Consider the following 19,676-nt stretch of genomic DNA (forward strand, 5'->3'; position numbering starts at 1 on the left):
ATAATCAGCACAACTGCTTTAGTAGACAATTAGTCTTAAACCTAATGGCAAATGGGTGTTTTTCGCTTCTTTTGTTCAAAACGGCCACGGTACTTAATCCAACATAGAAAGACCGACGTACACTTGAGTGCTTTAGATTTGAAACAGCTGCGGAAGCTGAAGAGAAAAAATAGTTGCTTTGTTGCTGGTTGATTTTTGTGCAGCGGCCGATTTTGGCTTTATCATGATTGGAGGGAAAGCGTTTAGTCATTTATAATGATTGAGTGCTTTCTTTTTTTTCTGAATGACTACCAAAGAACCTTGGTCTATCAAGGTTGATAAAAACTTTTGACAAGCAAAAAGGGGCAATGATAAAGAGTTTTGGTCGTCAAGAACCATCATTTTCGATAATCTAAAGTCACAAAGGAGCGAACAAAATGAATCTTAACAAACAAATCAAACATTTTCGTGACCGAGAAAAATGGTCACAAGAGGAATTGGCGGAAAAAATTTATGTTTCCCGCCAAACGATTTCCAACTGGGAGACTGGGCGCAGTTACCCAGACGTTCAAAACTTACTCTTGTTAAGTGTTCTTTTTGGCGTTTCTTTAGATGATTTAGTGAAAGGAGACGTGGAAATGATGAAACAGGAAGTAGAAAGAAAAGAAATGAACAAATGGTCGATCGTGATGATTGTTTCCTTAGTAATCGCGACGGTGTCCTTCGGTGCAGCTTCCAGTAGTGCCGGGTATATTTTTTCTTTGGTTTCTTTTTTAGTGATGTTTTATGCGGCATTCAAGCTCGAAAAGCTGAAAAAGAACAGCAAGATCAAAACCTATTCAGAGATTCTGGCATTCATGGAAAACAAAGAGATCGATCAAGCCACGATCGAAAAAAATCGACGCAAAGATTTCCTGATTAAAGGGTTATTGGTGATCGGTTTTGCAATTGGCGGGGCCATTCTTACTTTACTAGGGATCTATCTTTTTTAGAGTTACTGGGCCGTTTAGGATAAAAAAATGACCATTCAGGACAAAATTATCAAAAGTCTGCTTTTATTCGATAAGATAGAAAAAAGAAATGAGGGATAAACATGGATCACACAGCAGCAAAACATTCGATGCGTTTGGTCACTCGAATTCTTGCTTTCATTGTGCTACTAATCGGGGCAATTATGCCGATCACTGTGGTGGTTTTAGTGGGACTACTAGGTGAAACAACGGGGGTGATCGTAGGATTAATCGGTTTTGCGATCATGCTAAGTGTCTTTATCTATCTTGCGAACAAAGCAAAATTGTGGACAAAAAATGGGTTTTCCAGCATAGGTAAAACCATGACAATTGGAAAATCGATCGGATTTGCAGTTGCCGGTTTTGTGATTGTCAGATTGTACGTCGCATTTCTCGTGTTGGTTATACATATGCCGCCCACCGCGAATGATCAAGGGATTCAAACGATTTCAGGTACTGCATCACCGATTTTATTTTTCTTGGCATTGACAGTTATGGCACCGATCATGGAGGAAATTGTTTTTCGTGGATTTCTTTTTAAATTCTTTTTCCGCAATCAACCAGTTTTGGCCTTGCTTTTGTCAGCCGCCTTGTTTGGCCTTGTTCATGGTCCGACAGATTTATTAAGCGCAGCAACCTATGTAGGAATGGGCGCCGTTTTCGCGTTGATTTACTACAAAACAGGACGTTTGGAAATGTCTATTTTGGCTCATGCTTTGAACAATCTACTGCCTGCGGTTACCTTGCTGATGATGCACCAATAAGCGAAAAAAGCCGAAAATCTTTTACGAGATTTTCGGCTTTTTTTGTTTAATCAATCAATGTAACTTCGTGTCCAGTGTAAGGCAAATACTTGTCAAACAAATCCTTTGTTTTGATTTTCATGTAGTTCGTTACAGAACCTGAACTACAGCCGTACCATTCACGTTCAGAGACCGAGCGATCAAATACTAGCTGAATCTCGTGCTCCGGATCCAGCAGCAAGCCAAAAATTGTTGCTGCTCCAGGAATCACTCCTAAACGTTCCTTCAGTAAATCTGCTGAGGCGAAAGAGACCCGCGGAATCTCCAATTTTTTACCAAATTCCTTGGTTACAAATTTGAAATCTGCTGGCGTGATATAAAGATAGAACTTTGTTTTTTTCTGGTTACACAAGAAAATCGTTTTTACGACCTCACAGCCTAAACGGTTGTCAATATCGATACAATCTTCCATAGTAGTCGCTTCTCCAGTGGCAACTTGATAAAAAGGGATCTCTAATTTTTCCAGTGTTTCATAGGTTTTTGCTTCTAAGTCAGAACCAAATTCTTCTGGCACCGTGGTGCGCATTTCACTTACGTATACCATAGCAGCCTCCTTTTTTCAGAGTATTGTATCATAGATTGCTAAACGATGAGAAGAAAATGTGATAAAAAAAAGGGTAATCTTGTTGAGGGAATGTCGAAAGAGTATAATAAATTGAAAAGGATGTGAATCTAATGACAATCACTTTGCTGTTGATTTTTGTACTGATAACGGTAGGATACAACGCCTACTTGTTCTCAATGAGACGACGAAAGAGAATCCCTTCACGTCAATTAGTGGCACTGCAGATGATATTGAACATGATTTTGGTGGTTTGGGGCGTGACTTACTTATTTTTAGGTTAACAAAAAAAGAAATCAGTTAAAAAGACATCCCAAACTCGTACGTTGAGTTTGGGATGTCTTTTGGCTACAGTCCTGGGAAGACCTGGGAATCTTCTTTTTAGTATCTATACACAATCTCTGCTCCAAACGGCATCAACGCCAGCTGGGCCATTTTTAGTGATTGAATGGCAAAAGGGATGCCGACAATGGTGATGCACAAAAAGAAGGCACTGACCAAGTGACCAAGAGCCAATGGAATTCCTGATACGATGATCCAAATGATGTTGACGATCAGGTTGATCCCGCTTGGGCGATATACGATCTCTTTGCCAAAGGGCGCAAAGCTGAGGCTGGCAAACTTAAAGCACTGCAAGCCAATTGGAATCCCGATGATGGTAATACACCACAGTATACCAGCAAGACACCAAAGCAATCCTCCGACCAACCCGCCAAAGATAAACCAGATAATGTTTCCTAAACAAGACATAGTTGTCCTCTCCTTTGGTCTTAGTGTATCATAAGGAAAATCATTTACCTCCGTCCAAGGATGTAAATGGAAACAGGTGAGACTATGAAAGAGAGTTTTCAACTTTTATCAACGGATGGTAAGACTCGCTTGCAAGGGTATCTCTGGACCTGCGACGATCCGAAATGGATCTTGCAGCTGAGTCATGGCATGGCTGAACATATTTTACGTTATGCGCCTTTGGCGGAATGGATGAATCTGCGAGGGATCTTAGTAGTTGGACATGATCATTTGGGTCATGGAAAATCGGCGAGAGCAGATCACCACGGTTATTTTCATTCCTCGTCAGTGGAAAAAGGGTTGGTACAAGATCTCTATCAAGTGACCAAATACGTAAAAGGCCGGTATCCAGAACTGCCAATAGTAGTTCTGGGACATAGCATGGGGTCTTTTGTGCTGCGCAATTATTTGTATACCCATAGCCGAGCGATCGACGGAGCTGTGATCGTCGGTACCGGGCAACAGCCAAATTGGCTGACACGTGCAGGAAAGACAGCAGCTAGCCTAATCGGATCTGTCAAAGGGGACTATCATAAAAGCAAACTGATCGATCGTTTGGCCTTTGGCGGAAATAATCGAAAAATCAAGCATCCGCGTACGGATAAGGATTGGCTGGTCAGCTTACCGCATGAGGTCGATGCGTACTTGGCGGATCAATTTTGCGGTTTTCTTTTTACGGTAAATGGATACCAAGAACTGTTTTCCTATATTATTGACTCGCAGGACAAGGAAAAGATCAGAGAAATTCCATCGGAACTGCCACTGTTATTTCTTTCCGGTATGGAGGACCCGGTTGGCGAGTATGGAAAAGGGGTACTAAAAGCGGCAAAAAGTTACCGAAATGCCGGGATCAAGCAGATTGAAGTGCGACTTTATGAAAACGCTCGACATGAAGTATTGAATGAACGTCAGAAGGAACAAGTCTTTTGTGATTTATTCAAATGGCTGGGAAAAATTGAAGCAAAAGAGTATTCAAGCTGAGGCATCCATGATATGATTGTAAAAATTTATTGAGCGGAGTGGCACTTTGAAGGCAAAATTTACAATCGACTATTGTCAGCAACAGCAATGGGGATCAGAAATCGGCCTGCGTCAATCACCCATCGACATTCAAACGGCCAGTGTGGAACCATCCACCGATCGACAACTGACTAAATTGGATGTAACGATCCATCAGGAAAATGCCAGCTTTTTTAACAATGGGCAGAATCTTCAATTGCTGTGTCAGGGGCAAGCTACATTGAACAACCGGCCATTCCAATTGATTCAAATGCATTTTCACACGGATTCGGAACACTCCATAGATGGAAAAAAATTTCCAATGGAAGGACATTTTCTGTTCCACGGAATCAATCAACAAATTGCAGTGATTGGAGTCTTTTATGAGATTGGAACAGAAAATGCCGCTTTCGAAGAAGTTTTAGATCATTTTGATACGGAGACTGATTGCGGGTCATTGGATTTCAATCTGCTTTTACCGGAAAATAAAAGCTATTACCACTATTTAGGTTCCTTAACAACACCGCCATTGACTGAAAATGTGGAATGGTATGTGCTAAAACGAACGGTCGAAGTCTCCGCGCAACAAATCGACCGCTTTAAAGAAATGCATGGCCATAATTGCCGTTTGCAGCAAGCGATCAATCAACGGACTGTCTTGTCTTACAACGAATAGGAGAGTTTAGAGCAACTCGTTGATTGCTCCAACTTCTAAAATAAAAAAACCACCGGTCTGGTGGTTTTACAGTCCACCGAGGTCAATGACCTCGGTGTTTTTGACGCCTTTTTTCTTGGCGCATTTCGAAGCGTTCCTTTTCGCGCTGCAGCTTGTGTTGCTTGTTGCGAGATTTTCTCTGCAACTTCACCGTTTTGCGCATTTCGCTGATCGCCTGCTGCGCTTTGGTCGAGACCACCGGCTGGTTCTTTTCTCGATTGATCATTCGCTGCATCCGTTTTGGATTGATCCGCTTTTGCGGCTGTTCCTCTGCCGGTTGACAAGTAGTCGCAGCAGCAAGCAATTGCGGCAATACGTGATACACAAATGCAAACACGTCCGCGTCTTTTGGCTCTGGTCCAAAAACATGGCGAATCGCTTGGTAGCTTTCAGCAGTGCTGAACTCGATCAATCCGCACCAAAAACTGCCATCGAAGTAAATCGTTAACTTCATGATGACACCTCCCATTTGTAAACTAAGCAATGGACGACCCGGGAGGGAAGGTTACTGACATTTTCATGCGGCGGACTACCAACCGCCTTGTGTTTTTATGCTCAGAAATAGTGTAATAGTTTTCTTTTGATTTTACAAATAGCTTTCTGCTTCTTCACGAGTCATGAAAAAGTTGATGCCGCCGGTGGAGTCCACCCAGCGATCTGGATTGAAGTTTTTTGCTTCGACCCATTCACCGCGGCGATAGACAAAACTGCCGTCTGCATAAGCAATTGCTTCATCATAGTCTTCATTCGTATACATATCCTTGATCGTTAAAACTTTTGCTTTGTCACACCGGCACGTATTATTGGTGGCAGATGTTCTTCTTGCATCTGCAGGGATCAGCAATTGAACGATTCGAAAGCCAAAGCATTTTTTATAGCCCAAGAACGGTCCTTCTTCTGGGCAATACAGCTTGAAATATTTCGTATTATCATCATATACGAGGTCAGTTAAGTTCGCGCCTTCCAGCATTGAAAAATACATATCTGCCCCGGAAATATCTGCTCCTTGTAGATTGCAGCCGCGAAGATCCGCACTGGAAAAAGAAGCCTCTTTCAATACGGCATAAGAAAAATCGCACTCGATACACAAGCAATTTGAAAAATCAGCCTTAGTCAGATTGGCATGGGAAAAATCGACTCGTTCAAATTGAATGTCGTGAAAATTAGCTTCCGGCAAATTACGGTAGCTATAATCGTGGTCAGTTAAGATCGCGGACATGCCTTCGCCTTCTTTCGATTTTTCTTATATTTTAGCACTGCCATTCTGGTGAACACAAGACAAGAAAAAAGGATTAAAGTTTAAGGAAATGAATGGTGCTTTTTTTGCGTACGCCAGACTCTCAAATCTTATAGAAAAGATTGCAAAGAATCCCCGCTTCATGATACGCTTTATAATGAAGGAGGGATAAAGAAAAATGAAAAAGGGTATGATTAAGACCTTAGCGCTGCTTGGTTTGCTGCTATTCCCCTTGTGCTCTGCAGCCACCTTCGCTTTGGCAGAAGAAACGACGGGAGCCACCGAACCGCTGGAAACACCTATTGAAACACCTGCTGTAACAATCTATCAGGTTACGTTTGATACGGATGGCGGAAACGAACATATTATGCCAGTCGATGTAGAAGAGGGCACCACGGTAAAAATGCCAGAAGACCCGACGAAGGACAATAGGATTTTCATTGGTTGGTATACAGCAGCTGGGGTGAAGTTTGATCCAGCTACAAAGATTATGGGAAATACGGACTTAATTGCTAGGTGGGTCGATAAGGATCATGAGTTTAAGATCGATTTTGAATTGAATGGTGGAGAAGGTGAAAAAAGTAAGAATGTCTTAGTAAATAAGACGATCGCTGATCAACCTGATCCAACAAGAAAAAACCACCGTTTTGACGGGTGGTATACTGACTCTGGGCTGTCAATGAAGTATGATGTTACTCAACCAGTCTTAGGGGATCTCACACTATATGCTAAATGGGTAGAGCAGATAAAGATAGTTAGTGTCACAAAAGGCACAGACGGCACCTGGTCAACATCCGATGAACCTATTACTGTAGACAAAGGTACGGAGTACAAAGATGTCCCAATTATTCGACCGTCGAGCCAGATCCTAGGCTTTGAGTTTGACGGCGATTATTGGGATAAAGAGTTTAAAACGTCAATTAAATTAACCGATGCATTTGACAAAGATACTGAAATTTATTCTTATTGGAGACGAGTAGGGTATGTTTTAACCTTTAATGTCAACGGCGGCAAAGAGGATTCTTATGCACCACAAGTCCTAAAAGAAAACGAACTGATCAAAGTTGCTGATCCAACACGTGAAGGCTACGTTTTTGACGGCTGGTACAATGGAGATGTCAAATGGGATATGCGTGTAGGGATGCCAGCGAACGATATGATGCTGACTGCACACTGGAAAAAAATTCATACGATCACTTTTGATCTGAATGGCGGAACCGGAAATGCACCGACAAAGCAACTGACAGTAGGGCAAGTGCTGACTAAACCGGATGATCCAACGCGTGAGGGCTATGATTTTCTTGGCTGGTATCTTGGCGACGAGAAATGGGACTTCCGCAAAGGGATCTTAGATCAAGACATGCACTTAGTAGCAAAATGGCAGGCGAAGTCTGCGGGGACGACTGCGAATACGGACAATCCAACGACCTTGAAGAAAAACCTGCCGAACACAGGAAGCCAGCGAAACACTTTATTAATGATCGCTGGAGTGTGTATCCTGGTGATCGTGATTGTAATTGTATGGGTGCGACGTAAGAAAGATAGTAAATAAAAATATTAAGCAAAATACGTTAGCCCTGCTCAACTGAGCAGGGCTGTTTATGTTTTTTTTAAAACTGAAAAGCTTCAGCAAATTTTGCTGAGAAAGTTCTTTACAAGTGTTATATTTCCTGCTTGATCAATGATCTATTTGCAGTTTTTGGCCCACAGCGACAAACAGTCGAGTTGAGAAGTTTTGCGATCGGAGCCAGTTTATTCTTTTACACAGCGCCAGATTTTTACATTGAAACGTGCGATGTCCGATAAGCGACTCAACAACTATGATAAGGAATTTTCTTACTTTCCTCATCTGACAGGCGTTGACGAATCGCTTCTTTATTCGATTATTTACGTAGTAACTATTGTAACAATCATTTATATAAATAGTTATAATTATGTATAATAAAGACTGTAATTGAAAGGGGCAAGAACAATGGTTCATCACAAAAATCCCATTCTGCCTGGGTTGATCTTATCCGCAACAGTGGCAGCAGTCAGTAAGGCTTTGGCATTGATTTTTCCTAGTATCGGCGGAGCGACGATCGCGATTTTGTTGGGTATCCTGTTAGGCAACATTTTTTTTAGACAAGCTGAATTGGCGGCTGGAACGAAATTTGCGGAGAGCCGTTTGTTGGAATATTCGGTCGTGCTGCTGGGCTTTACAGTGACGTTTCAAACGATCAGTGAGATTGGCGGAAAAGGGATCGGATACGTTTTGTCGATGATGACGAGTACGATCGTATTTGCCTATTGGATCGGGCAACGTTTAGGATTCAATGAAAAAATGGCCCTGATGATGGCAGGCGGCAATGCGGTCTGCGGGTCATCAGCGATTGGTGCGATTGCTCCGGCGATTGGTGCAAAGGAGGAAGAGAAGGGTCAAATTATCACATTGGTCAATCTTTTGGGAACGTTGATGATGCTGACGCTGCCGTTTTTAGGGGCGGCAATTTTTGGTGAAGGCCTATTTGCAACCAGTGCGTTGATCGGCGGAACGCTGCAATCGGTCGGCCAAGTAGTTGCTGGAGCAAGCCTGATTAATCCGAAGACAGTGCAGTATGCGATGTTGTTTAAAATCATGCGCATCATGATGCTGGTAGTGGTGGTGTTCATTTTCGAACGAAAGGCAGGAAAGCCTGCTTCGACACCGACTGCGCAAAGGAAAAAAATGCCCATTCCTTGGTACGTACTTGGTTTTTTAATCGCCTGTATCTTGAACAGCTTCGTTCAGTTGCCACAGGTATTCGACACGACTTCCCATTTTGTCAGTACATGGTTCGAAACGACGGCGTTGGCAGCGATCGGTTTGCGGTTGGATTTCCGTAAATTTTTGAAAGAAGGACCTAGATTTTTGATCTATGGTCTTTCTGTTGGAGCCGTTCAGACAGTTTCAGCAATCATACTAATAGTTATTTTTTCAATTCGATAATCAACACAAAAAGGGTCAAGAAACTATACTGTTTTTTGATCCTTTTTTGTGTCTTAAAAGAGACCCAATTTTTTCGGTTAAACCTTTATATTTTTTTTAATCCCGACCAAGAAAACCTGTAATAGGAGAGGACGTGGTAAAATAGAATCAATCTATTTTGGAGGTTTTTATGAGGAAGAAGCAACTAGGTTTTCTTATCGCTTTTGCAGGCATTTTTTTGATTGGTCTGCTGATCCAGTCAAGAAGCAGTGTGTTTTATTCAGATACAGTAATGCGCGTAGAAGAAACCACGATCGATCAGGAGAGTCAGCAGCAAATTATTAAGGGGAAATTACTTAATGGTACAGGAGCTGTGACGATCCACCAAACTTATTATAAAAACGAGAGTACTGCACCTGCCTATCAAAAAGGAGACCAGCTGATCTTGCAAGAACAAGGGAACGGATGGCAGATTTTATCCGTAAAACGGGATGGCTATGTCTTTATTTTGCTGGGGTTATTTGTCTGGATCGTAGTACTGATCAGTGGAAAAAAGGGCATACAAGCATTGATCGGTCTGGGGTTTAACAGTTTGCTGCTTGTACTTTTCCTATGGATCAACCAAAAAAATCGCAATCTGCCTCTGCCATTTTTATTGTCGATTTATACGGTTTTAGCGGTACTGATTGCCATGGGCACATCCTATGGCATCAAGAAGTTGGATTTGCGCAAAATCGTTGGAACCTTACTCAGTGTGTTCGCGGCTTTTTTGATTTGTTTGATCGTTCTAAATGGTCTGAATGATCAAGGAATCCGTTATGAAGAAATGCAATTTTTGACTCGTCCTTACCGATCGGTTTTTCTTTCTGGCTTGCTGATCGGGGCGATCGGTGCCAGCATGGACAACATCGTTACGATTATCTCCAGCCTTGATGAGATCCGTACCCAAAATCAACAGCTTTCTGTAAAAAATCTGATTCACTCAGGACAGGAGATCGCCCAGGATACTGCTTCATCAATGATCAATGTATTGCTGTTTGCTTATCTAAGCGGGGCGATCCCTTCGTTTATTTTCTATCATGCCAATGGGTGGAATTTTACTGACAATTTTAGTTTGCATCTGTCTTTAGAAATTGTCAGGGCCTTGTGCGGCGGCTTTGCTATCGTATTGTCTGTACCGATTGCTTTGGGGGCTTTTATTTTTGCAGAAAAGTTGAAGAAGAGAGAGGACTTATCATGAATGCATTGCTGATTCTAACCATGATCTTGATTGGACTAATGGTTCTGATCTTTCGAAAGAATTCGTTGTATATGATCACAGGAACCTTTGCGAATTTTTTCTTGTTTGTTGCGCTACTGTTTCTCTTAAGCCGAGGTGTGTCCGTTTACCTTGCAACTTTTTCGATTTTCTTAGCAGTTACAGCAGTAACCTTGTTTTATATCAATGACGTCAATCCGAAAACAAAAGCAGCCTTTTTGTGTGTCGTCCTTTTTTTGATTCTTTTCACAATAGTGACCATGCCGACTATTCAGGTCTTCAAAGTACACGGCTTTGCCCTTGAGGAGCTGGATGAGCTGCAAATGATGGATTTTTCAGCAGCTGTGCCATTTTCGGCCTTGAATACAGCGATCATCTTGATGAGCTTTTCTGGCGCGGTAATCGACAGCAGTATGGCTGTCAGCAGCTCCACCTATGAAATTTTTCGCCGGACAGAAAAGATATCTCTGGAGGGATTGATTTCCTCTAGCATGCATGTCGTGCATGAAATCTTGAGTTCTACCATCAATACATTGTTGTTTGCGTTTATGGGCTCAAGCTTAGCTCTGATCATTTGGATTCAGGACTTGAATTATTCCTTTTTGGAGGTGGTCAATTCGAAGGCCTTCGTAGGAGAATTGCTGATCAGTATCCTGACTGGAATGGCAGCAGTAGTGATTTTACCGATTACTTCGGCTGTTTCCAGTTATATTTTTTTCCATCGGTATTTTGACAAGGCCAGATAAAAAGGCTGTGACAGCGATGTCACAGCCTTTTTGGTCTACTCAGTATAAAAATCAACGACATCATACCAGTTGCGTTCGTGGTACATGTATCTTTCTGGCGAAAACCCAGAGAGAGCAAAGCCGAATAAGGTGACTAAAAACCCTCCTAGAACGAGACAGCTGCCTACTCTTGGCAATAAATGCTTTGATGTAGTTTTCATACGTTCACGACCTTTCTTTGGAAGATGGATTGACGAATCTTGCGTGTCAACCAACGGTGCATGTTGATGAATCCAGCACTGCATTTATAAGTTGCCCACAATGCCAGCAAGCCTAGACCAAAGATCAGCATTCCAACACCTAGCTGAGTGATGCCGTAAAACAAGCTGGTCATCATCGCTAAAGGACTTGTCAAAGTCGCTACCAGACCGCCAAACAAGAATCCTCCGGCTAAGCAAGCACCAGTAAAAGGAATACACCAGATAACGATATAAAAGCTCAACAAAATCATGAAACCGGCAAATGCCAAGCTGCCCCACAATGGAAATCCTAGAATCAGCAAAATAATCACTAAAGGACTAAATCTGCGTGGAACCTTGATTTCTGAAGGAATACCTGCAGCTTCATAAGCCAGCGCTTGGGGATCCCCCATTCTGCTAACGGCTTCCTCTTCAGAATAGCCATCTTCCATCAAATCTAAGATCATTTCATCGTAATACTCAATCAGACGATGCACTTCGCTTGGCCGCACCTCATTTGCTAAATAATTGCTTAATTCTTTGATAAACTCAACACGCTTCATTTTCTACACTCCTCTGGATAAATTGTTGAACATTTTCAACTTGCTGCCAATCAGCTAAAAACTTTTCAATGCTTTGAAATCCTTTTTCTGTTAATTGATAATACTTTCTTACTCGTCCCTGATGAATTTTGGAATAGGTCGTGACGCGTTCACTTGTCTCCAAACGTTTCAAGATAGGGTACAATGTCGATTCTGTGATCGAGATCTGGTGATTGATCTGCTTGACGATCTCATACCCGTATGAATCCTGCGAGACGAGAGAAGCCAGTACACAGTATTCGATCAAGCCTTTTTTTAATTGGCTGTCCATCTGTATCACCTCTCTATACCGTATACTATACATTGCATAGTAAACAGAAACATCAGACTTTAGGCCTAATTTGTTTAAGGCTATTGATGGAATTACGTCACACTGTTGAACATACGTTCTCTTTTGTGTGTTATAATGAAAAAAAGAGTCAAGGAGGAAATCATGCGACCAATACTTTCAAAGGAATTGCCGGGGAAAGATTTTGAAAACTACTATTATTTAAAACAGGAACTGACTGATTTTTGTCGTCAGGAGGGGTTGCAATCATCTGGCAGTAAAGAGGATTTGACAAAACGAATCAGCCATTTTTTAACGACTGGTGAGAGAAGAAGTCGAAAAGATAAACCCACTTTTGCTCGTTCAAGCGCAGTAGTCGGGATCATTAAACTGACCGATACTATTGAGGATAATTTCATATGTTCGGAACGTCATCGTGTTTTTTTTCGACAGCATCTTGGCTCCCGCTTCACTTTCAACGTGCCGTTTCAGAAATGGCTAAAAACCAATACGGGCAAAACCTATCAGGAGGCTGTCGAAGCCTATAAACGTTTGGCGCAAACGAAAAAGCCAAGAGAGATCGGCAAGCAATTTGAATACAATCGTTACATTCGAGCATTTTTCGCGGACAATCGAGATCGCTCGTTAAAAGAAGCAATCACGTGCTGGAAGAATAAAAAGCAGCAGCCGGGATCCAACGAATACCACCCGGCAGATTTGTCAGCATTAGCAAAGGAGCAAAGATAAATGGCGATTTGGAATCCATGGAAAGGCTGTCACCGTGTTAGTGATGGCTGCCGGTATTGTTTTATTCATGAAGGCGGAAAAAAAAGAGATCGCGATACCCATGTGATCGAAAAAACCGCCCAATTTGATGCCCCTGTAAAACAAACTAAAAAAAGCTACAAAATGGCTAGTGGTCAACAGGTTTTTGTGTGTTTCTCTAGTGATTTCTTTGTGGAAGATGCAGATGAATGGCGTGATGACTGTTGGAGGATGATGCGTGAGCGATCAGATCTCAACTTTCTTTTTTTGACGAAGCGAATCGAGCGTTTTTACGGGGTCATCCCTAAGGATTGGGGGAGCGGCTACGAAAATGTCACTATCGGAGTATCAGTTGAAAATCAGCAGTTCGCAGACCAGCGATTGTCGTTTTTACAATCGTTACCGATTAAACACAAAACAATTGCTTGTCAACCGATGTTGGGGCCGATCTCATTAAACGGTTATTTAGAGGACGTTGAGTTAGTAGTGGCTGGAGGGGAGTATCATAAAACTGCTCGACCGCTCGAGTTTGAATGGATCTTGGCTTTGCGTGAAGAGTGTATTGACCAGCAAGTTGCCTTTGAATTCCGGCAATGTGGAACGCATTTTATTAAGGATGGCCAACACTATCGGCTAGGCTATCGTCAATTGTTCAGTCAGGCCAAAAAGGCAGACATCAATTGGTACCCTGCATGAATGTAGAGAGGAGCAGCAAATCAAATGACAGTTATTCGTTACGTGCAATCCGCAGATGAAAAATTTTGGTTCAGTCTGGATCAACATCTCTCGAAAGCAGAGTTTGACAAGAAATGTCGCGATCGAATGGGCTATATTATTGAAGACGCAGGTAAGCCTGTTGGTCTGTTACGTTATAATCTCTTTTGGGACAACTTGCCGTTTTGCACTATGTTATACGTAGAAGAAAGCGCTCAGAAAAAAGGCTATGGCAAGCAGTTAATGTCTTTTTGGGAAGAAGAGATGAGGGTGCTAGGCTACGGTCTTTTGATGACATCCACGTTAGTCACAGAAGAAGCTCAACATTTTTATCGAAAGCTCGGATTTTGTGAAGCAGGTTCCTTGCTGCTGACGGCTCCAGGCTATCAGCAACCGATGGAGATGTTTTTGGTGAAGAAGATTGCAGATTCTGAAGCGACGATTTCTTTGTAAAAGATCAAGTATGGTATCTTCATAATAGATGATTTGTGAACAGCCTTCTCATTGGAGCAGGCTGTTTTTATGAAAGGATCTTGTTCTTTCTTCAAAACCTCCGCTAACGAATGGATGTATTCCTTAATAAGCGCACACCGATTCCAATCTTGCGACGATACAGCTCGTTTTTGATGATTTTTCATGGTACGAAGCAAAAAAGTAAGGGCTCGTTCTTACCTTGAGTGACATTTCTAACAATCTGCTTGTGGTGTTGCGTATGCCTGAATGCAATAATCAGGGCTTTCGCTGATGTGTTGTTGTTTGTTCATAATGACCTCTCGGAATGGAAAGTTGTTTCTACTGATGATGGAAGAATACAGCTTGTAGTGCTGATCAAATAAACAAGCGAAACAGTAGTCAGTAAAATCTTTTATTGACAGTAGACCAACACCAACCTTACACTAGAATTATAGTGAATTTATCACGTTTTTCTAATTATACTCATGAAAAAACGAATGCATTCATTCTATTCGAATGTAAATAGAAGAAAAATCTGGAGGAACTTACATGTCTTATGAAGCATCGGAAGAACAGCTGAAATCGTTTCAAGAACAGCACGAATATTTAAAAACGAAACTGGATTTAGGTAAAGAACTCCTTTGGCTAACCCAAGAGGAATGTAAAGCAGCGGGGCCGACTATCGACGAAACATTGGAATTAGTTCAACAAGCTCTGATCGCCCACGGAAATAAAGCCTACGAAATGCCTGCAAAAATTGGAATCCATCCTTACTCTGATGTGTTTTATCATGCCATGCCGGCGTATGTACCCGACAATTTAGCTTGCGGCGTAAAATGGATCGAATGTTATCCGCGCAATCCGAAAGAATTTAATCTGCCACAAACAACGGGACTGTTGATCTTGAATGATATTATGACCGGTGTGCCCATCACAGTGATGGATTCCGCTTGGCTGACTGCCATGCGTACGCCTGCGGTAACGGCCTTGGCTGCCAACGCGCTGCATCCAGATGCAACGACTTTTGGTATGTTCGGCTGTGGGATTCAGGGGGTGGCCCACGTCAGATATATCGTTAAAACCCTAAAAAATCTAGAAAAAATCTACATTTACGATGTTCGCAGCGAAACAATGGATCAGCTGATTGAAGAAGTCAAAGACGAAGTGAAGATTCCGATTGTCAAAGTGAATAGTCCTGAAGAGCTGGTGAAACAGTCTGAAGTAATGAGTTCAGCAACTGTCATTTTGAAGGATACTTTGAAGGTCGTGAAAAAGGAATGGGTTAGCAAAGGCCAAACGATTTTACCGTGCGATTTGAACACCTTCTGGGATCCGGAAATTTGTCAAATGGCGGACAAATATATCTTGGACAGCAAGGAAGAGCACGAGTTATTTGCAGATATGGGGTATTTCCCAGAGGGTCTGGCGCCAGTGACTTGTGAGACTGGTGAAATCTTGGCTGGGATCCATCCGGGACGGACTAGCAAAGACGATTTAATCGTCTGCAGCAATGTAGGGATCTCCGTCAGCGATGTGGTGATGGGGCAAGCAATTTTCTCTAAAGCTCTACAAGAAGGAATCGGCCGTAAGCTGCCGTTATAAGTTTATAGAAGCAAACTGCTGTACCAATTCGTGGTACAGCAGTTTTTTGTTGGCATGGAACCGAAGGAAGACAATTGAATTTTTTTAGCAAGCCGAATGTTGGTACCTCAAGTAAAAGGAATTTGCTATACTTTAAGGGAGGAGTGTGATCCCCAGTGAAAATTTTGATGGTAGAAGATGAGCAGGAAATCTCTGAACTTGTCGCTTTTTATTTGAACAATGAAAATTACGAAGTGGATACTTGCGAAAATGGGCAAACAGCTCTGGCCAAAATCGCTGAGACAGAATATGCGCTGGCGATTTTAGACGTGATGCTGCCAGACATCAGCGGCTTTGAATTGTGCAAAACGATTCGTGAAAAATATACCTATCCGGTGATCATGCTAACAGCCAAAGGTGAAGAGATCGATAAAATTACCGGCTTAACGATTGGGGCGGATGATTACATCACCAAACCTTTTCGACCATTAGAGCTGGTAGCTCGAGTCAAAGCCCAGCTGCGGCGAGCGACTCAGTACAGCGGCATCAAACGACAGGTGCTGGTGGTCAAAGGACTAGAACTGGATATTGAAAAGCGCAACGTTTTTTTGAACGAAGAGGAATTGTTTTTAACTCCGCTGGAATTTTCCATTCTGAAGCTGTTAATGGAACGAAAAGATCAGGTAGTCAGCTCCGAAGAATTGTTTAAAGAAGTCTGGGGCGAAAAATACTTTACCAATTCCAATAACACGATCATGGTTCATATCCGGCATCTGCGGGAAAAAATGCTAGACACCGGTGAAAAGCATCAATACATCCAAACGGTGTGGGGGGTCGGCTACAAAATCTGAAGATATCTTAAGATGAAACTAAGTGAATATTAAAACAGTGCCTGCTTGTAGATGGTTAAATCAATCTATAAGGAGGCATTTACTATGAATAAAAGGGGAAATAAACTATTGCTGGGCTTGTTGGTGGTGGTGATGATCTTAGCGGGTGGATTGGCCTACTGGTTTCTTACTACGATCGGCCTCTCTCACTCAAAAGAGTATGTCAACATTCGAGGAATTTCTGCCCACAGTTACCTATTGAAAAAACGCGACGGATCAGTGATTAATCAAAAGAATCCGCAGAAAAAAGTCGCTATCGCATCCTTGACGAAAATCATGACTGCACTTTGTGTGATTGAGAAAGCAGAAAATCTAGACCAGCTAACTGTTGTACCCGAGTCCATTTTTTTTGAGCTGCAGAAGAACAACCTGGCGGTGGCAGGACTGCAGCCGGGGGAGGAAATTAGTTATCGCGAATTGCTTTATGGCATTTTGCTGCCATCGGGGGCGGATGCGACATTGACGGCGGTGCTGTCATTAAGTGAAAGTGAAGAAGCCTTTGTAGTTATCATGAATCAAAAAGCGGCAGAACTAGGAATGACCCAGACACATTTTTCGAATTCAGTTGGCTTAGATGCCAACGATCATTATTCCACGGCTGGGGATCTGGCAATTCTTTTAGACTATGCCTTGAATAACCCAATCTTTTACGAAGTATTCACTCGTTTAACTTACCAAGGACAGCCGACTAATCTTCATCCAGAAGGCAATCATTTTACCAGCAGCTTAATTAGTCGTGGCGAATCGCTGGAGCTTTCAAACGGACGAATCATCGGTGGAAAAACCGGCTATACCAAAAAGGCAGGCTTATGTTTAGCTAGTTTAGCAGTAATCAATGGGGAAGACTATTTGTTGATTTTAACCGGCAGCAAAGGGGATAGTGAATCGGAGCAGTTTCATTTGATTGAGAGCCGAAAGCTGTATGAAGAGAGTTTGTAGTATAAAAACGCGCAGTAAAAAAATCTACGCGTTTTCTTCATGTAGCGGCAAAGTGAAGTGAAAGGTGGTGATCCCCGCTTCACTGACGGCTGCAATCGTTCCCTGATGTGCCAAAATTATTTCCTTAGCAATCGCCAAACCGAGACCGGCACCACCAGTCTTCGTAGAGCGAGATTGATCCAGGCGATAGAATTTTTCGAAAATCATGTCGATCTGCTTCTGCGGGATGGTGGCTCCTTGGTTAGAAATACTGAAAACGAGGCTGTTGGCTTCTACTTCCAGCTGAAGCTGGATGATAGAGTCTGTTGTGCCGTAGGAAATCGCATTTTTTAGCAGATTATTTAATACCCTTGCCAGCTGCTGATTGTCAGCCGTCAGCTTTAAGGAATCTGGCCCGTGGTATTCCAAACGTAATTTCTTTTCTTTTAACAATGGATAAAACTCATCGGTCAACTGCCTCAGCAGCAGCACAAAATCTAGTTCAGACTTGTAAAGCTGAATATCCTGCAAGTTAAAGCGAGTAATATCAAAAAAGTCATTGATCAGATTTTCCAGCCGCAACGATTTGTCTAAGGTAATTGATAGAAAATGATTCATTTGTGCTTGAGTTAAGTCCTGAGAATCGATCATCAAATTAAGGTAGCCGATCACCGAAGCCAAAGGTGTCTTCAAGTCATGAGCCAGGTAGGTAATCAAGTCCTTGGTCCGCTGTGTTTCGCGTTTCAATAATTCTTCGTTGTGTTCAATGTTTGTCTTGATCTTTAACAACTCATTGTCGATGATCAACTCCCCAGTACCCATACCTGCAGGGTCCGCGAAAAATTGAGCAATGCTTCCTGCCAGCATTTGAGTATTCTTTTTTAAACGACTGCGATAGATCAGGTAGCTGACTATCGAAACTACAAAACCCACACCCACAGCGAATAAAATCAAGAAGAGTTTTACATTTGGCCAATCGATATACGTTTCCGAGTAATACGTTCCTCCAGATTCATTCATGGCATTTCTCCGAATAAATGTGCCATAAACCACGTCTAAAATCGTATGATGCAAATTAGTTCGTACCAGTAGAAAATAGAGCCCGACCAAAAGAGCAGCTCCAGTTAAAGAAAAAAAGAGGACACTTGATTTTTTTCCCATGCGCTTCACCTTCTTTGCCTCATTTTGTTTAAGTGTATCAAACAAGCAACGATAAAAAAAGCCACCAAGTCTTAAGCTTTCTTCAGGAAATAATTCATTTTCTTTACACGATGTAAAAAGAGCGATCTTAGTTATGGAAAGCGCTAACAAAACATGGTATGATTATTGATAATTACTACAAAGAAATGAAAGGGGGAGCTGCTGATGACGATCGTGAATCGGTACATTACCGAGTGTTTGGCTGAAGATTTAAACCGTTTTACCAATTACTCAATTTTTTGTTGCGGAAAAAAAATCGAAACGACTGAGAGCGTTCGAATTTATTACACTGACTGGCTCTCCAGTAACATCGTTTATGAACTGGTCATGTCTCGCCAAGAGAGAGCAGAACGTAAAAATATCTATTTCTATTTACAGGATCGCAAACAATGGATCGCCTATGAGAACAATGAAGCAAAAGTGATTCATCAATTGTGAAATAATAAACGAGAGAAAACACTCTGTACCGACCCTTAAAAGTTAGACCAAAAATCTAATTTTTGGAGGACGATACAGAGCCTTTATTTTTTTTGGATTTTTGTCCACATAGGGCAGTTTCAGATAATATCAATCATGTTTTCTAAACAATACGTTGTTAACGATGGCAGAAGAGCTGCTCTAAAAAGAAAATGCATTGGACGTCCGGGAGCTATAATAATAAGCGTATGCTAGACGTCAAGCAAATCCACTTATCATAACTTTTCAAGAGGTGATAGGTGGGTTTATTTTTGTGAGCACAGGAGTTTTATCTCGTTACATGTTATCGTATTGTCAGATGTCGGGATCATCTAACTATCTATTAAGCCGTATAAGGTTTTAAGAATAAAAGAGTTAACTCAATCATGTGAAGATTTTTCTGCGTTATAGGCGAGTAATTAACGATAAATATTTAATGGGTTTTTGATTAAGATAAGATGTGTATAACAGCAACAAAACCATATACAAATTTTAATTTTGATGATAAAATGCATAATTGAGCCAATTTCATAATTCGCTTTTATAGAAAAGCCGACACTCATCCA

General features: G+C 41.8%; 24 protein-coding genes. 16 read left to right on the forward strand and 8 right to left on the reverse strand.

Annotation, left to right across the window (positions count from 1 at the left end; genetic code table 11):
* Positions 1–416: 416 nt before the first annotated feature.
* Positions 417–971: a helix-turn-helix domain-containing protein gene (locus tag NRIC_RS13900; RefSeq protein WP_146623302.1), complete on the forward strand. Its 555-nt coding sequence runs from the start codon at positions 417–419 to the stop codon at positions 969–971.
* Positions 972–1,072: 101 nt separating this feature from the next.
* Complete coding sequence (locus NRIC_RS13905) at positions 1,073–1,753, forward strand: CPBP family intramembrane glutamic endopeptidase (RefSeq protein ID WP_146623303.1); 681 nt, start codon at positions 1,073–1,075, stop codon at positions 1,751–1,753.
* 46 nt (positions 1,754–1,799) lie between these two features.
* On the opposite strand, the gene NRIC_RS13910 is transcribed toward NRIC_RS13905, so the two are convergent.
* Positions 1,800–2,336: a prolyl-tRNA synthetase associated domain-containing protein gene (locus NRIC_RS13910; RefSeq protein WP_146623304.1), complete on the reverse strand. Its 537-nt coding sequence runs from the start codon at positions 2,334–2,336 to the stop codon at positions 1,800–1,802.
* Positions 2,337–2,467: 131 nt separating this feature from the next.
* Here NRIC_RS13910 and NRIC_RS19330 point away from each other — a divergent pair, with 131 nt between their 5' ends.
* Positions 2,468–2,638 (forward strand): hypothetical protein, encoded by a 171-nt coding sequence (locus NRIC_RS19330; RefSeq protein ID WP_175580107.1) that lies wholly within the window; start codon positions 2,468–2,470, stop codon positions 2,636–2,638.
* A 97-nt stretch (positions 2,639–2,735) separates the two neighbouring features.
* Here the strand turns inward: NRIC_RS19330 and NRIC_RS13915 are convergent, their stop codons facing one another.
* Positions 2,736–3,104, reverse strand: coding sequence for a YccF domain-containing protein (locus NRIC_RS13915; protein ID WP_146623305.1), 369 nt, complete (start codon positions 3,102–3,104; stop codon positions 2,736–2,738).
* 84 nt (positions 3,105–3,188) lie between these two features.
* On the opposite strand from NRIC_RS13915, the gene NRIC_RS13920 reads away from it, so the two are divergent.
* The gene (locus tag NRIC_RS13920) at positions 3,189–4,124 is read left to right on the forward strand and encodes an alpha/beta fold hydrolase (protein WP_146623330.1); all 936 of its coding nucleotides are present in this window, start codon (positions 3,189–3,191) and stop codon (positions 4,122–4,124) included.
* A 46-nt stretch (positions 4,125–4,170) separates the two neighbouring features.
* The gene (locus tag NRIC_RS13925) at positions 4,171–4,818 is read left to right on the forward strand and encodes a carbonic anhydrase family protein (protein ID WP_146623306.1); all 648 of its coding nucleotides are present in this window, start codon (positions 4,171–4,173) and stop codon (positions 4,816–4,818) included.
* 82 nt (positions 4,819–4,900) lie between these two features.
* On the opposite strand, the gene NRIC_RS13930 is transcribed toward NRIC_RS13925, so the two are convergent.
* Both NRIC_RS13930 and NRIC_RS13935 read right to left on the reverse strand, forming a co-directional pair.
* On the reverse strand, positions 4,901–5,311 hold the full coding sequence (locus NRIC_RS13930) for a YjdF family protein (RefSeq protein WP_146623307.1): 411 nt from the start codon (positions 5,309–5,311) through the stop codon (positions 4,901–4,903).
* A 132-nt stretch (positions 5,312–5,443) separates the two neighbouring features.
* On the reverse strand, positions 5,444–6,076 hold the full coding sequence (locus tag NRIC_RS13935; RefSeq protein ID WP_146623308.1) for a pentapeptide repeat-containing protein: 633 nt from the start codon (positions 6,074–6,076) through the stop codon (positions 5,444–5,446).
* A gap of 196 nt (positions 6,077–6,272) precedes the next feature.
* Here NRIC_RS13935 and NRIC_RS13940 point away from each other — a divergent pair, with 196 nt between their 5' ends.
* The 4 genes from NRIC_RS13940 to NRIC_RS13955 all read left to right on the forward strand — a co-directional run bounded on the left by NRIC_RS13940 (position 6,273) and on the right by NRIC_RS13955 (position 11,045).
* Positions 6,273–7,646 (forward strand): InlB B-repeat-containing protein, encoded by a 1,374-nt coding sequence (locus NRIC_RS13940; protein WP_146623309.1) that lies wholly within the window; start codon positions 6,273–6,275, stop codon positions 7,644–7,646.
* A gap of 420 nt (positions 7,647–8,066) precedes the next feature.
* Positions 8,067–9,062 (forward strand): YeiH family protein, encoded by a 996-nt coding sequence (locus NRIC_RS13945; RefSeq protein WP_146623310.1) that lies wholly within the window; start codon positions 8,067–8,069, stop codon positions 9,060–9,062.
* A 169-nt stretch (positions 9,063–9,231) separates the two neighbouring features.
* Entirely contained in the window at positions 9,232–10,281 is a 1,050-nt protein-coding gene (locus tag NRIC_RS13950; RefSeq protein WP_146623311.1) for a YibE/F family protein, read from the forward strand.
* The gene (locus NRIC_RS13955) at positions 10,278–11,045 is read left to right on the forward strand and encodes a YibE/F family protein (protein WP_146623312.1); all 768 of its coding nucleotides are present in this window, start codon (positions 10,278–10,280) and stop codon (positions 11,043–11,045) included. Before NRIC_RS13950 ends, NRIC_RS13955 begins: the two co-directional genes overlap by 4 nt.
* 35 nt (positions 11,046–11,080) lie before the next feature.
* Here the strand turns inward: NRIC_RS13955 and NRIC_RS19335 are convergent, their stop codons facing one another.
* From NRIC_RS19335 to NRIC_RS13965, 3 genes are read right to left on the reverse strand one after another with little or no spacing between them, the layout of a single operon-like run.
* Positions 11,081–11,245 carry a hypothetical protein gene (locus NRIC_RS19335; RefSeq protein ID WP_175580108.1) on the reverse strand — a complete coding sequence of 55 codons (165 nt, stop codon included), beginning with the start codon at positions 11,243–11,245 and terminating at the stop codon, positions 11,081–11,083.
* Complete coding sequence (locus NRIC_RS13960) at positions 11,242–11,826, reverse strand: DUF1700 domain-containing protein (protein ID WP_146623313.1); 585 nt, start codon at positions 11,824–11,826, stop codon at positions 11,242–11,244. The genes NRIC_RS19335 and NRIC_RS13960 overlap by 4 nt, the downstream gene beginning before the upstream one ends.
* Positions 11,813–12,136 carry a PadR family transcriptional regulator gene (locus tag NRIC_RS13965; RefSeq protein ID WP_146623314.1) on the reverse strand — a complete coding sequence of 108 codons (324 nt, stop codon included), beginning with the start codon at positions 12,134–12,136 and terminating at the stop codon, positions 11,813–11,815. The genes NRIC_RS13960 and NRIC_RS13965 overlap by 14 nt, the downstream gene beginning before the upstream one ends.
* A gap of 162 nt (positions 12,137–12,298) precedes the next feature.
* On the opposite strand from NRIC_RS13965, the gene NRIC_RS13970 reads away from it, so the two are divergent.
* The 6 genes from NRIC_RS13970 (at position 12,299) to NRIC_RS13995 (ending at position 17,475) form a co-directional block, all read left to right on the forward strand.
* Positions 12,299–12,880 (forward strand): DUF6434 domain-containing protein, encoded by a 582-nt coding sequence (locus NRIC_RS13970; protein WP_146623315.1) that lies wholly within the window; start codon positions 12,299–12,301, stop codon positions 12,878–12,880.
* On the forward strand, positions 12,881–13,594 hold the full coding sequence (locus NRIC_RS13975) for a DUF5131 family protein (RefSeq protein ID WP_146623316.1): 714 nt from the start codon (positions 12,881–12,883) through the stop codon (positions 13,592–13,594).
* A gap of 24 nt (positions 13,595–13,618) precedes the next feature.
* On the forward strand, positions 13,619–14,065 hold the full coding sequence (locus tag NRIC_RS13980) for a GNAT family N-acetyltransferase (protein ID WP_146623317.1): 447 nt from the start codon (positions 13,619–13,621) through the stop codon (positions 14,063–14,065).
* A 549-nt stretch (positions 14,066–14,614) separates the two neighbouring features.
* Positions 14,615–15,667 (forward strand): ornithine cyclodeaminase family protein, encoded by a 1,053-nt coding sequence (locus NRIC_RS13985; RefSeq protein ID WP_146623318.1) that lies wholly within the window; start codon positions 14,615–14,617, stop codon positions 15,665–15,667.
* A 167-nt stretch (positions 15,668–15,834) separates the two neighbouring features.
* Entirely contained in the window at positions 15,835–16,497 is a 663-nt protein-coding gene (locus NRIC_RS13990) for a response regulator transcription factor (RefSeq protein WP_146623331.1), read from the forward strand.
* An 84-nt stretch (positions 16,498–16,581) separates the two neighbouring features.
* Positions 16,582–17,475, forward strand: coding sequence for a D-alanyl-D-alanine carboxypeptidase family protein (locus NRIC_RS13995; RefSeq protein ID WP_175580109.1), 894 nt, complete (start codon positions 16,582–16,584; stop codon positions 17,473–17,475).
* A 24-nt stretch (positions 17,476–17,499) separates the two neighbouring features.
* Here the strand turns inward: NRIC_RS13995 and NRIC_RS14000 are convergent, their stop codons facing one another.
* Entirely contained in the window at positions 17,500–18,615 is a 1,116-nt protein-coding gene (locus tag NRIC_RS14000; protein ID WP_146623320.1) for a sensor histidine kinase, read from the reverse strand.
* 204 nt (positions 18,616–18,819) lie between these two features.
* Here NRIC_RS14000 and NRIC_RS14005 point away from each other — a divergent pair, with 204 nt between their 5' ends.
* A complete protein-coding gene (locus NRIC_RS14005; protein ID WP_146623321.1) occupies positions 18,820–19,092 on the forward strand; it encodes a hypothetical protein in 273 nt (90 codons plus the stop codon).
* Positions 19,093–19,676 lie beyond the last annotated feature (584 nt).

Origin of the sequence: Enterococcus florum (assembly GCF_004309355.1) — a bacterium.
GTDB lineage: Bacteria > Bacillota > Bacilli > Lactobacillales > Enterococcaceae > Enterococcus_A > Enterococcus_A florum.

Excerpts from the sequence above, each read along its gene's own strand:
- NRIC_RS13995 (WP_175580109.1), top strand. The coding sequence starts at position 16,582 with ATGAATAAAAGGGGAAATAAACTATTGCTGGGCTTGTTGGTGGTGGTG.
- NRIC_RS19330 (WP_175580107.1), top strand. The coding sequence starts at position 2,468 with ATGACAATCACTTTGCTGTTGATTTTTGTACTGATAACGGTAGGATAC.
- NRIC_RS13915 (WP_146623305.1), bottom strand. The coding sequence starts at position 3,104 with ATGTCTTGTTTAGGAAACATTATCTGGTTTATCTTTGGCGGGTTGGTC.
- NRIC_RS13980 (WP_146623317.1), top strand. The coding sequence starts at position 13,619 with ATGACAGTTATTCGTTACGTGCAATCCGCAGATGAAAAATTTTGGTTC.
- NRIC_RS13990 (WP_146623331.1), top strand. The coding sequence starts at position 15,835 with ATGGTAGAAGATGAGCAGGAAATCTCTGAACTTGTCGCTTTTTATTTG.
- NRIC_RS13970 (WP_146623315.1), top strand. The coding sequence starts at position 12,299 with ATGCGACCAATACTTTCAAAGGAATTGCCGGGGAAAGATTTTGAAAAC.
- NRIC_RS13940 (WP_146623309.1), top strand. The coding sequence starts at position 6,273 with ATGAAAAAGGGTATGATTAAGACCTTAGCGCTGCTTGGTTTGCTGCTA.
- NRIC_RS13935 (WP_146623308.1), bottom strand. The coding sequence starts at position 6,076 with ATGTCCGCGATCTTAACTGACCACGATTATAGCTACCGTAATTTGCCG.
- NRIC_RS13905 (WP_146623303.1), top strand. The coding sequence starts at position 1,073 with ATGGATCACACAGCAGCAAAACATTCGATGCGTTTGGTCACTCGAATT.
- NRIC_RS13950 (WP_146623311.1), top strand. The coding sequence starts at position 9,232 with ATGAGGAAGAAGCAACTAGGTTTTCTTATCGCTTTTGCAGGCATTTTT.
- NRIC_RS13985 (WP_146623318.1), top strand. The coding sequence starts at position 14,615 with ATGTCTTATGAAGCATCGGAAGAACAGCTGAAATCGTTTCAAGAACAG.
- NRIC_RS13920 (WP_146623330.1), top strand. The coding sequence starts at position 3,189 with ATGAAAGAGAGTTTTCAACTTTTATCAACGGATGGTAAGACTCGCTTG.
- NRIC_RS13900 (WP_146623302.1), top strand. The coding sequence starts at position 417 with ATGAATCTTAACAAACAAATCAAACATTTTCGTGACCGAGAAAAATGG.
- NRIC_RS13910 (WP_146623304.1), bottom strand. The coding sequence starts at position 2,336 with ATGGTATACGTAAGTGAAATGCGCACCACGGTGCCAGAAGAATTTGGT.
- NRIC_RS13975 (WP_146623316.1), top strand. The coding sequence starts at position 12,881 with ATGGCGATTTGGAATCCATGGAAAGGCTGTCACCGTGTTAGTGATGGC.
- NRIC_RS14000 (WP_146623320.1), bottom strand. The coding sequence starts at position 18,615 with ATGGGAAAAAAATCAAGTGTCCTCTTTTTTTCTTTAACTGGAGCTGCT.
- NRIC_RS13945 (WP_146623310.1), top strand. The coding sequence starts at position 8,067 with ATGGTTCATCACAAAAATCCCATTCTGCCTGGGTTGATCTTATCCGCA.
- NRIC_RS13960 (WP_146623313.1), bottom strand. The coding sequence starts at position 11,826 with ATGAAGCGTGTTGAGTTTATCAAAGAATTAAGCAATTATTTAGCAAAT.
- NRIC_RS19335 (WP_175580108.1), bottom strand. The coding sequence starts at position 11,245 with ATGAAAACTACATCAAAGCATTTATTGCCAAGAGTAGGCAGCTGTCTC.
- NRIC_RS13930 (WP_146623307.1), bottom strand. The coding sequence starts at position 5,311 with ATGAAGTTAACGATTTACTTCGATGGCAGTTTTTGGTGCGGATTGATC.
- NRIC_RS13955 (WP_146623312.1), top strand. The coding sequence starts at position 10,278 with ATGAATGCATTGCTGATTCTAACCATGATCTTGATTGGACTAATGGTT.
- NRIC_RS13965 (WP_146623314.1), bottom strand. The coding sequence starts at position 12,136 with ATGGACAGCCAATTAAAAAAAGGCTTGATCGAATACTGTGTACTGGCT.
- NRIC_RS14005 (WP_146623321.1), top strand. The coding sequence starts at position 18,820 with ATGACGATCGTGAATCGGTACATTACCGAGTGTTTGGCTGAAGATTTA.